Source organism: Saccharopolyspora sp. NPDC002686 (assembly GCF_040295745.1).
GTDB classification, from domain to species: Bacteria; Actinomycetota; Actinomycetes; order Mycobacteriales; family Pseudonocardiaceae; genus Saccharopolyspora; species Saccharopolyspora oryzae.
Genome location: NZ_JBEOVY010000277.1, coordinates 1 through 10,721, shown reverse-complemented (window position 1 = coordinate 10,721; position 10,721 = coordinate 1). Strand labels below are relative to the sequence as shown.

At 69.6% G+C, this 10,721-nt stretch carries 9 protein-coding genes; 3 read left to right on the top strand and 6 right to left on the bottom strand.

Translation table 11 applies throughout. The annotated features are described in order from the left end of the window. Window positions 1-138: 138 nt before the first annotated feature. The gene (gene pepN / locus ABTZ89_RS28725; RefSeq protein ID WP_351050434.1) at window positions 139-2,715 is read right to left on the bottom strand and encodes an aminopeptidase N; all 2,577 of its coding nucleotides are present in this window, start codon (window positions 2,713-2,715) and stop codon (window positions 139-141) included. Between the two features lie 218 nt (window positions 2,716-2,933). Here pepN and ABTZ89_RS28720 point away from each other — a divergent pair, with 218 nt between their 5' ends. The 3 genes from ABTZ89_RS28720 (at window position 2,934) to ABTZ89_RS28710 (ending at window position 5,828) form a co-directional block, all read left to right on the top strand. Further along, window positions 2,934-3,548, top strand: a complete 615-nt coding sequence (locus tag ABTZ89_RS28720) for a mycothiol-dependent nitroreductase Rv2466c family protein (RefSeq protein WP_351050431.1) — start codon at window positions 2,934-2,936, stop codon at window positions 3,546-3,548. 145 nt (window positions 3,549-3,693) lie between these two features. Continuing rightward, window positions 3,694-5,112, top strand: a complete 1,419-nt coding sequence (locus ABTZ89_RS28715; RefSeq protein WP_351050428.1) for an aldehyde dehydrogenase family protein — start codon at window positions 3,694-3,696, stop codon at window positions 5,110-5,112. 62 nt (window positions 5,113-5,174) lie between these two features. Further along, window positions 5,175-5,828, top strand: coding sequence for an endonuclease V (locus tag ABTZ89_RS28710; RefSeq protein WP_502949610.1), 654 nt, complete (start codon window positions 5,175-5,177; stop codon window positions 5,826-5,828). Between the two features lie 6 nt (window positions 5,829-5,834). Here ABTZ89_RS28710 and ABTZ89_RS28705 read toward each other — a convergent pair whose 3' ends face one another. From ABTZ89_RS28705 to ABTZ89_RS28685, 5 genes are all read right to left on the bottom strand, one after another. Next, window positions 5,835-6,398, bottom strand: a complete 564-nt coding sequence (locus ABTZ89_RS28705) for a suppressor of fused domain protein (protein ID WP_351050425.1) — start codon at window positions 6,396-6,398, stop codon at window positions 5,835-5,837. A gap of 113 nt (window positions 6,399-6,511) precedes the next feature. After that, window positions 6,512-6,943, bottom strand: coding sequence for a hypothetical protein (locus ABTZ89_RS28700; RefSeq protein WP_351050422.1), 432 nt, complete (start codon window positions 6,941-6,943; stop codon window positions 6,512-6,514). 169 nt (window positions 6,944-7,112) lie between these two features. Then, a complete protein-coding gene (locus tag ABTZ89_RS28695; protein WP_351050419.1) occupies window positions 7,113-7,538 on the bottom strand; it encodes a hypothetical protein in 426 nt (141 codons plus the stop codon). Window positions 7,539-7,632: 94 nt separating this feature from the next. After that, entirely contained in the window at window positions 7,633-8,121 is a 489-nt protein-coding gene (locus tag ABTZ89_RS28690) for a hypothetical protein (RefSeq protein ID WP_351050416.1), read from the bottom strand. Beyond that, a partial coding sequence (locus tag ABTZ89_RS28685) for a DUF8616 domain-containing protein (RefSeq protein ID WP_502949609.1) occupies window positions 8,118-10,721 on the bottom strand: 2,604 nt, incomplete at its 5' end. The genes ABTZ89_RS28685 and ABTZ89_RS28690, both read right to left, overlap by 4 nt.

Below are 10,721 nucleotides of genomic sequence, written 5' to 3'. Positions count from 1 at the left end.
GGGCCCCCACCTTTTTATACACCACCTCAACACCACTCTTCCCCAACCCCCCGCTCTTCCTATATTTTTATTTGGCGGCGACACCGACCGACGGCCACCTCCGGACGTTGCGGGTGGTGCCCTTCGCGGATCACCGGGTCAGGAGCGGTCGAACTCCCGGGCCGCCAGTGCCCGGACGATGCCCGCGCGGCCTTCCGAGACCAGGCGGCGCAGTGCCGGGGCGTGCTCCTCGGCCAGCCAGGCGTCCGCCTCCGCGACGGTTCCCTCCGTCACCGCCCACGACGGGAACAGCCCGATCACCGTCGGCTGCGCGCGCTCGCTGGAGCGGCGCTGCCAGACCTCGTCGATCTGCTCGAAGTAGCGCTGCGCGTAGGGCGCCAGCAGCTCCCGCTGGGACGGGTGCTGGAAGCCCGCGATGATCGCATCGCTGACCGCGTTCGGCAGCTGGTCGTCGTGGACCGCGCGCTGCCACGCCTTCTCCTTGGACTCCGCCGTCGGGATCAGCGCCCGGGCCCGCTCCGCGCGGCGCCGACCGGTCGCGGTCTGGTCCTTCTCCAGCTCCGCGTCGATCTCCGCCTCGCCGGCCGCGCCGTGCGCGACCAGCGCCTGCAGCAGAGCCCAGCGCAGGTCGGTGTCGACGGTCAGACCGGCCAGCGGCGCCGACCCGTCCAGCCAGCCGCGCAGCTCGGCGACCTGCTCCTCGGACAGCACCGAACCGGCCAGCGAGTTGACGAACGCCAGCTGGTGGTCCGAACCGGGCTCGGCGGCGCGGGCCAGCTCGAACAGCCGCGAGCTGAACCGGCGCCAGCCCTCCTCCTGCCACGACGGGTCCACATAGGACGCCAACGCGGTCTGGGTCTGCAGCAGAACCCGCTGCACCACGCCGATCTGGCTCTCCGCGCCGATGCCGCCCGCCGCGGAGGCGCCGAGCACCAGGGTCACGAAGTCGCGGGCCTTCAGCTCGGCCTCGCGGGTCATCTCCCACGCGGTCGACCAGCACAGCGCGCGCGGCAGCGACTCGTCGATGTCGCCGATCCGGTCGATCAGCGAGGCCAGCGACTCGGGGTCGAAGCGCAGCGAGCAGTAGGTGAGGTCGTCGTCGTTGACCAGCACCAGCTTGCCGCGGTGCACGCCGACCAGGTCCGGCACCTCGGTGACCTCACCGGTCACGTCGAGCTCGACGCGGTGCTTGCGCACCAGCTTGCCGCCCTCGTCGTCGTAGATGCCGATGGCCAGCCGGTGCGTGCGCAGCTCCCCGGCGCCGGGCCGGGCGCCGCTCTGGACCACCGAGAACGAGGTGAACCGGCCCTCGTCGTCGGTGCTGAACCGCGGCCGCAGCATGTTCAGACCGGTCGTCTCCAGCCACTGCGCGCTCCACCAGGACAGGTCGCGGCCGGAAGCCTCCTCCAACGCCTTCAGCAGGTCGTCGAGGGTCGCGTTGCCCCAGGCGTGCCGGTCGAAGTAGACCCGCAGCCCGGCCAGGAAGTTCTCCAGCCCGACGTAGGCGACCAGCTGCTTGAGCACCGAGGCGCCCTTGGCGTAGGTGATGCCGTCGAAGTTGACCTCCACGGCCTGCAGGTCCGGGATGTCGGCGGCCACCGGGTGGGTGGAGGGCAGCTGGTCCTGCCGGTACGCCCAGGACTTCTCGACGCTGGCGAACGTGGTCCACGCGCTGTCGTACTCGGTGGCGCCGACCTGCGCGAGCACGCTGGCCCACGTCGCGAACGACTCGTTGAGCCACAGGTCGTTCCACCAGCGCATGGTCACCAGGTCGCCGAACCACATGTGCGCCATCTCGTGCAGCACTGTCTCGCAGCGCCGCTCGTAGAGGTAGCCGGTGACCTTCGACCGGAAGACGTAGTCCTCCAGGAACGTCACGCAGCCGGCGTTCTCCATCGCGCCCGCGTTGAACTCCGGCACGAAGCACTGGTCGTACTTGCCGAACGGGTACGCGACCCCGAAGGCCTTGTGGTAGAAGCCGAAACCCTGCTTGGTCTCGGTGAACAGCCGCTCCGCGTCGAGGTGCTCGGCCAGCGAGGCGCGGCAGTAGATGCCCAGCGGGATCTCGGCCTGGCCGTCCTCGCCCGGGAAGACGTCGCGCCACTCGGCGTAGGGGCCGGCCACCAGCGCGACCAGGTAGGTCGACATCTTCTCGGTGGTGGCGAAGGTGTGCCGCTTGACGCCGCCGGCCGCGTCGCCGACCTCGGCGGTGGCGTTGGAGATGACCTTCCAGGACTCGGGGGCGTCCACCGTGATCTGGTAGGTGGCCTTCAGGTCCGGCTGGTCGAAGCAGGTGAACATCCGCTTGGCGTCGGCGGTTTCGAACTGGCTGTAGAGGTAGACGCCGCCGTCGACCGGGTCGATGAAGCGGTGCAGGCCCTCTCCGGTGTTGGTGTAGGCGCAGTCGGCGCGCACCACGAGCTCGTTGTCGGCGGCCAGGTTCGGCAGCCGGATGCCGGTGGACTCGTCGTAGTCGGAGACGTCGAGCTCGACGCCGTTGAGCACGGCGCTGCGCACCCGGTCGGCGACCAGGTCGATCCAGCTGTCGACCCCCGCCTGCGCGCTGCGGAACCGCACCGTTGTGGTGGACCCGAACGTCTCCACGTCCGGCCCACCCGCGCCCGCGGACAGGTCCAGTTCGATGTCGTATGACTGGACCTCCAGCAACGCCGCGCGCTGCTCGGCCTGTTCGCGGGTGAGGTTCGGCGGGGCCACGGATCACCTCTTGCTCGTCGGGACTGGGTTGATCCAGGTTCGCCGGGCGACGACCTGGCGCAGGGAATCAAATCACGTCCGCACGCGGGCGCGCGCCCTGGTGGGTGCCGCGCGGGCGCTCGGCGTGTCGGGAAGATAATCGCCCTCACCGGGGTTCATACCCAAGCCGGGGCGCGTCCGAACGTGCCCTCGAACGAACCACCCGATATGGAGGCAGGATGTCTTCCGCTGCTCGTCCCCGCGTCGACTTCTACTTCGACCCCGCGTGCCCGTTCGCCTGGGTTTCCTCGCGCTGGATCCTGGAGGTCGAGAAGGTCCGCGACATCGACCTGCACTTCCGGGTGATGAGCCTGTCCGTGCTCAACGAGGGCCGCGACCTGCCCGAGGAGTACCGGGAACTCCTGGACAAGGCGTGGGGCCCGGTGCGGGTCGCGATCGCCGCCGCCAAGCACCACGGCGACGAGGTGCTCTCGCCGCTCTACACGGCGATGGGCACCCGGCTGCACGACCGCGGCGAGAAGGACTTCGCGCAGGTCATCCGCGACTCGCTGGCCGAGGTGGGACTGCCGGCATCGCTGGCGGAGGCGGCGACCAGCACCGAGTACGACGAGGAGCTGAAGGCCAGCCACCACGCGGGCATGGACCCGGTCGGCGACGAGGTCGGCACCCCGACCATCCACGTCGACGGGGTGGCCTTCTTCGGTCCGGTGATCACCCGCATTCCGCGAGGTGAGGACGCCGCGAAGCTGTTCGACGGCGCGGTGGCGATGGCCAGCTTCCCGTACTTCTTCGAGCTGAAGCGCACCCGCACCGAATCGCCCCGGTTCGACTGATCCGGGGGCCGGAAATCGGCCGATCGGGTTTTTCCCGGTCTTGCCAGAACTTCCGGTTCCGGCTGGTTCGATTCACCGGTGCGGGACTCCCCGCGACGTGACAGGCTCGGTGCGACGTCTGCTGTGTCGGATCAGGGGAGGGTTCATGGCTGCGCCGAACACCGGCCACGTCATCGGCGGTGCGCGCGTCGAGGGCAGCGGGGAACGCATCGAGGTGCGCAACCCGGCCACCGAGGAAGTGATCGGTTCGGTGCCTGCGGGCACGCCGTCCGATGTGGACGACGCGGTCGCGGCCGCGCGAGCGGCCTTCGACGGCTGGGCGGACACCCCGCTGCGGGATCGGATCGCCGTGGTGCGGCGGATCTCCGAGGGGATCGCGCAGCGCCGCGACGAGATCGCCGCGACCGTGACCGCCGAGATGGGCTCGCCGATCACCTTCTCCACCAAGGTGCACGCGAGCGTGCCGGTGGCGACCTCGGCCGGGATCGCCGACGTCCTGGAGGGCGGTTTCGCCTGGACCGACGAGGTCGGCAACTCGCTGATCGTGCGGGAACCGATCGGTGTGGTCGCCGCGATCACGCCGTGGAACTACCCGCTGCACCAGGTCGTCGCCAAGGTCGTCCCGGCGTTGGCGACGGGCTGCACCGTGGTGCTCAAGCCGAGCGAGATCGCCCCGCTGACCGCGGCGATCTTCGCCGAGATCGTGGCCGCGTCCGGCGCCCCGGACGGCGTGTTCAACCTCGTCCACGGCACCGGCCCGGTGGTCGGGGAGGCGCTGGCCGCGCACCCGGACGTGGACATGGTGTCGTTCACCGGCTCCACCCGCGCCGGGCGGCGGGTGTCGGAGGTGGCCGCGGCGACGATCAAGCGGGTCGCGCTGGAGCTGGGCGGCAAGTCGGCGAGCGTGGTGCTCGACGACGCCGACCTGACCAAGGCGGTCAAGCTCAGCGTCGCGGGCTGCTTCCCCAACGGCGGCCAGAGCTGCAACGCGCTCAGCCGGCTGCTGGTGCCGGAGTCGCGCCTGGACGAAGCGGTGGAGCTCGCGGTCGCGGCAGCGGCCAAGTACACCGTCGGCGACCCGACCTCCGAGGAGACGCGGGTCGGCCCGATGGTCTCGGAAGCGCAGCGCGACCGGGTGGTCGACTACATCCGCAAGGGCGTCGAGGAAGGTGCGACGCTCGCCGCCGGTGGTCCGGACCGGCCGGAGGGCGTGGAGAAGGGCTACTACGTGCGGCCGACGGTGTTCACCGGGGTGACGCCGGAGATGACGATCGCGCAGGAGGAGATCTTCGGCCCGGTGCTGTCGATCCTGCCGTACCGCGACGAGGACGAGGCGGTGCGCATCGCCAACGCCACCGACTACGGCCTGGCGGGCGCGGTGTTCGGCTCGGAGGACCGCGCGCTGGCGGTGGCCAAGCGCCTCCGCACCGGCCAGGTCGACGTCAACGGCGGGCGCTTCAACCCGAATGCCCCGTTCGGCGGCTACAAGCAGTCCGGCAACGGCCGCGAATTCGGCCGCCACGGTCTCGAGGAGTTCCTCGAGACCAAGTCGATCCAGCGCTGAGCGGTCGTGAGTGCGAAAGCCGGTCGGAGCCGGTTTTCGCACTCACGACTACGATCGACGACGTGATCCGCGACCCGCACGAGTGGCCGAAGACGGAGGCCGAAGCCGTCGCGATCCAGGAGCGGCTCCGCCCGCTGGTCCGCGTCGAGGACCCGCCGCAGGTCCGCACGGCAGCGGGCCTGGACGTGGCGTACCGCGACGAGGACGAGATCGTCGCAGCGGTCACCGTCCTGGACGTGACAACTCTGTCTGTTGTGGACAGTGCAGTTGTGCGGGGGAAGGCGGAGTTCCCTTACGTCCCAGGCCTGTTCGCCTTCCGAGAGGCGCCATCGCTGTTGGCCGCGTTGGCGGACCTGTCGGTGCGACCGGACGTCCTGGTCTGCGACGGCCAAGGCCTGGCCCACCCGCGCCGCTTCGGCCTGGCCTGCCACCTGGGAGTCCTGACCGACCTCCCCGCGATCGGAGTGGGCAAGACGGCCATGGGCCGCTACGAACCACCAGCCGAACAACGGGGCTCCTGGTCACCCCTCCACCAAGACGACGAAGTCGTCGGCAGAGCCCTCCGCACCCAACCCGGGGTGAAGCCGGTCTTCGTCTCGGTGGGCCACCGCTACACCCTCGACGCGGCCTGCGACCTGACCCTCCGCTTGGCACCGAAGTACCGCCTCCCGGAAACCACCAGGACCGCGGACCACCTGGGCCGCAAGCAGTCCTGATCGAGTTCAGACGGCGGACGGGCGCCGAACGTCGAGGATGTTCGTCCGGTTGAGGCGGAAGACCTCGAACAACCCATCCGCCCCTTCCGCCTCCACGAACCCCACCTCGGGGTCCGTGATCGGCAGCAGCGTGATGATCTGCAGGGCAGGGGACTGGTGGTCCGGGAAGAGGTTGAAGGACTCGCCGTGGAACGGGCTCGGGTGCGCGAGGACAGCGGTGATCCCGGTTCCTTCGACGATCGGCCCGTTGTTCTTGAAGTACGACCCGTACTCCAAGCCCTGCTCGTTGCGGATGACCATCGAAGCGACCGAGTCGACCAGGTAGTGCGCGACGTGCTCCTGCTGGTCCCACAGCGAGCAGGTCAACTCCTGCGGCATCATCGACGTGACCGGCTGGAACCGCAGCCCGTTGCTGACGACGGTGCTCACCGGAGGTTCGTCGCGGTGGAAGAAGCTCAGGTCGTAACCCCGGTTCCCGGCATCGGACCTGGCCGATTCGACCTTCCTGACGGCCCCGAGATGCGCCTCGAGGTGCTGGAGCAACCCGCTGTCCGGCGTCGACTCGTCCAACGAACTCCACTCCTCAGTCCACAGTGTCTGGTGGACTTGGAGGCTAGCTCCTCTGGGGTGTCCGCGTAGGCAGAACGATCATCGATGGATCTGCGGTCTCGGGATGCAGGCCGCTAGCTCAGCTTCTCGCGGAACCACGGAGGCATGGACCCTTCGGTGTGCGGGTAGCGCTCGAGGTCCAGTCGGAAGTCGTCGGCCGACGGGTTTCCCCACTTGGGTTCGAGCTCGTAGTTGTAGTGGATCCGGAACGTGTTGGGGTGGTCGATGGTGAACTGGATGGAGAACCACGTTCCCCGGTCCTCGACGTACATGCCGTGCCGCAGGGTCTGGATGTAGCGCCAGGTCTGCTCCGGCGGGTCCCAGCGCTGGATGCTGCCGTCCGGCTTGACCAGCCCGACGGAGATCTGAATGTGCTTGCCGACCTGCCGGTACTCGAGTACGAACTGCTTCCAGCCCTGCTCCGGAAGAGCTTCGACGAGTCGTAGCGTCAGGTCGCTGAGCAGCTCGTTCTGTTGCTCCGACGTCAGCTGCAGACGGGCAGTCATGTCGGGAATCTCCTGACGGCGTCAGTTCTTTCGGGATGCGGGCCGCGCACCGCATTGGTGGTGGAGCGTCGCGAACCCTGACAGACCGCACCGCTATCCCCGGTCACACGCCCCGGCGGTCCTGGTATGCCGCCGGGGCGTGTCCGAGCATCGTGCTCGAATCGAGCACTTACGCGAGGCGCTGGCGGAACCAGTCGGGCATGTGCTGCTCGTCCCGGGGGAAGAGCTCTTGCTCCTTGGCGAACGCTTCGGCAGGCGGATTCCACGGGGGCTCGTTGTCCCGGTTGTACAGGACTTCGTAGGTGTCGGGTGGGCTGATGCGGAACATCGACGTGTACCAGGTTCCGATCCCTTCCTGGTACATGCCGACCCGCAGCCGCCAGAAGATGTTGTCGACCTCTGCCGGGGGCTCCCAGGAAACCGGGTTCCCGTTCGAATCGCGCACCCCGACGCGCATTTCCACGTGGCGACCGACCGAGAGGAACTCGACGGCGATCAGCTGCCAGTTCTCCGGGGCGGCGGCGGTCACCACTCCGGCCATCTCGTCCAGCAGTTCCTTCTGCTCTTCCGGTCCCAGACCGCCGGGCTCTGTCATCGATGTGCTCCTGTAACTGTCAAGATCCTCGGGCGGTACTCGCCACCGGCCGAGCCAGTGCTCCGGCCGACCCTACTAGTGCGTCCACCGTGGTTCAGGCGTCCCCGGTTCTTGCATCGCGCTGCTGGAAAGCACGTTCCACGGCAGCGCCCTCCGCCAGGCGTTCGCGCAACCAGTCCGGGATGTGCTGGTCATCCCGGGGGAAGCGCTCCTGGTCCAAGGTGAACACCGTGGGCGCCACTGGCGGCCGCCAGTGTGTGGCGTCGGTGTAGTTGAACCGGTACTCCGGACTTCCATTGCGCTTCACACCGATGTGCAACGAGAACCAGGTACCGCGTCCAGGTTCGAACATAGCTGCCCGGACAGCTTTGAGCCGGCCCGTCGTGCCCTCGGGCGGAGGCATGAGCAGTGGTGCACCGGTCAGCGTCGAGCCGCTCACCTCCGCCTGGCAGATCGTGCTGCTCGCGCGGAATTCCAACCGGATCTCCGCCCAGTCGGGGGGTGCGCTTGCCAGCAACGAGTCGACGACCTGCTGGCGGATCTGATCCGGCTCGGGTTGGCGGTTGTTCGGCGGAGTGCTCATTCTTCGTCCTCGCCGTAGTCCTTCCACGGACCGTAGTTGAAGTCCGGGTCCGGCCGGTTGGGGAAGGTCGCTTCCATGTAGCGGGTGACCCCCTGCTCATCCGTCTCAAGCCAACGGTACTTCACCTCGGTCGGGATGCCGTCCGCGTCGCGTGGGGCGTGCACCTCGATCCGATCGATGGACACGTTGCGCTCGTGTGAACTGGACAGGTAGTCCTCGAGGTTGCGCCAAGACGCCTCGTTGGTCATTCCCTCGCGGTTGTGCCCGCTGTTGGACGCCGCCATCTGCGGGAACATGTTGATGTACTCGCCGGGAGCACCAGCTTCGTGCGCTGCCGCGTGCCCGCCGGCCCAGTGCCGGTCCGGGTACACGGCCCTGCCCTCGTCACCAGCGCGGTCCTGCGACGACTGGTCGCGGCCGTAGTGCTCATCGGGCAGCGCGTTGGGTGCTTCCTTGTAGTGCGGGGTACCGGACATCCGTTCGGTCTGGCCGTTCTCATTGGTGTTGAACGTCCAGTTGTTGTCCACCCGGTAGGCGGCGTTGGGTGCCGGGTAGCGGAGCTCCGGATTCTTGTGCCTGTTGTAGCCGTCCGCGGTGGTGTCGATCTCCGCCCACTTGATCTTGCCTGTGCCATCGGTGAAGAAGCTGCCTCGGCCAGGTACGTCGTACCGCGTGTTGGCAGCCAGCGCGCCCTTCTCGGACAGCGAGCTCAGCGTGGTGCGAGCGCCCAGCTTGTTGAGCGGTTTCGGGTTCTCCCGATCGGGGACCGTGATCGGGCTCCGCCCGTCGGGGTCGCCCGCTGGACGAGTGAATGTCGCGTCGTCCGGTCTGTTCCACGTGGTGATCGGATCCGGCACCGTCGCACGACCGCCGCCGGGACTTCCGTAGTGATCAGGTGTGTCGGCGGGGTCGAATGTTTGCAGTACCACGCGCTGCGGCGGCGGGTCGAAACTGCTGTTCTGGTCGGTGCCGTCCTGAGCTCCGTCGTCGCCCCGGGACTCGGCGTCGTCGGGGTGTTGGCCTGGGTCTTCTCCGTTTCGGGAGGGGTGGAAGCCGTCGTTGCTGGCTGGGGTGGTGGTTCCGTCGGGGTGGTGGGTGTCCCAGCCTCCGTTCGGGGGCCAGCCCGGGCGGCCGTCGGGGCCCATGTCGGAGGAGAAGACCCGGCCGTTGCCGTCGGTCCAGGCCAGGCCTCGGGGCGCCGTTACCGGGACGCCGAGTTCTCGGGAGAGGTCTCGGGCCAGGCCGCTGGTTCCCGCGTCGCAGGAGAGGAGGCGGATCGGCTTGCCGTCCCAGTTCGGGTCGCGGCGGAGCATGTCCGCGAACTCCTGCGGGCTGAACGTGCGATCGCCGATGCGGACTCGGCCGTCGGGCAGGGCGTGCGCGTCGACCGTGTGGTGGACGCCGTCGTCGGGCACGCGCTGCGCGAGGTCGCGCATGTTCGGGTCGGTGTGGAACGACGAGCCGCCCGGGGTGGTGTCGCGGTGGGATTCGGCTTCGTCGATCTGCTGCTGGCGTTCCGGCGTGCCCGGCTCGGCGTCGCCGTCGCGGTGCTGATCTGCGTCCGGGTGCTTGTCCGGAGCGTCCGGGCGGTGTTCGGGGCTGTCCGCGCCGTCCTTCGGGTGCGTTGCTTCCGGGCCGTCCGGGTGGGGGCGCTTCGGGTCGTGCGTGCCGCTTGGGGCGTCCGGGCGCGTGCCCGTCGGGCGGGTGTTCTGCGGGTCAGGCGTGCGTTGGTTGCCCGACGACTGGTCCGGTCGGGTTGAGCCGTCCGGTTTCGGAGTCGTTCCGTCCGGACGTGGCGTGGCCGAGTCGGGACGGGGCCCGTCGGGTCGGGGTGCATTGGCGTCCGGTCGCGATCCGTCCGGGCAGGGCGCAGCCGAGTCCGGGCGCGTGCTGTCCGGACGTGTTGGGTCCGGTCGAGTGCTGGGACCGTCCGGGCGCGTTGTGCCGTCGGGCCTCGACGTTCCGTCTGGCCGGGATCCGGGGCCGTCGCGGTGCGGCGTTCCGTCCGGGCGCGATGGAGCCTCGGGGCGTGCCGGGCCGCCGTCAGGACGAGGAGTGGCTCCGTCGGGTCGGGACGGGCCATCGGGACGCGGTGCCGTTCCGTCCGGCCGTGGCGGACCGTCTGGGCGCGGCGATGCGCCATCGGGACGTGTTGCCGCTCCGTCTGGGCGGGTGCCTGGTCCGTTCGGGTTGTGCGCCGGGCCTGCGTCCGGGGTGCGCTGGGGTGGAACTCCTCGGCCTCCGGGTCCCGCGGGCACGTCGTGCGGACGGGCCGGGGCGTTCTGCGGGGCCGCTCCGCCGCGGGGTGCTGCGGTGGTCGGACGCTCTGGGGTGCGGGAACCGTCGGGGCCGGTGGGGCGCCCGCCGTCCGGGCGGGACGGGCCGTTCGGGCCACCGGGGCGGGAGGTCGGGCGGCCGGAGTCCGGTCGGGCTCCGGTGTCACCGCCGGCCGGGCGTCCTGTCGCGGCCGCTGCGCCGGGCGTGCCGGCGGTGCCGGTCCAGCCGCCTCCTGAGCCGGGGCGGTTGCTTCCGCCGCCCGGTGCGCCACCGGCTGCGCCGCCAGCCATGCCGCCACCGCCCATGGCGCCGCCCATGGCTCC

Bases quoted from the DNA above. Each gene is read 5' to 3' on its own strand.
- ABTZ89_RS28720 (WP_351050431.1), top strand. From the start codon at position 2,934: ATGTCTTCCGCTGCTCGTCCCCGCGTCGACTTCTACTTCGACCCCGCG.
- ABTZ89_RS28715 (WP_351050428.1), top strand. From the start codon at position 3,694: ATGGCTGCGCCGAACACCGGCCACGTCATCGGCGGTGCGCGCGTCGAG.
- ABTZ89_RS28700 (WP_351050422.1), bottom strand. From the start codon at position 6,943: ATGACTGCCCGTCTGCAGCTGACGTCGGAGCAACAGAACGAGCTGCTC.
- ABTZ89_RS28695 (WP_351050419.1), bottom strand. From the start codon at position 7,538: ATGACAGAGCCCGGCGGTCTGGGACCGGAAGAGCAGAAGGAACTGCTG.
- ABTZ89_RS28690 (WP_351050416.1), bottom strand. From the start codon at position 8,121: ATGAGCACTCCGCCGAACAACCGCCAACCCGAGCCGGATCAGATCCGC.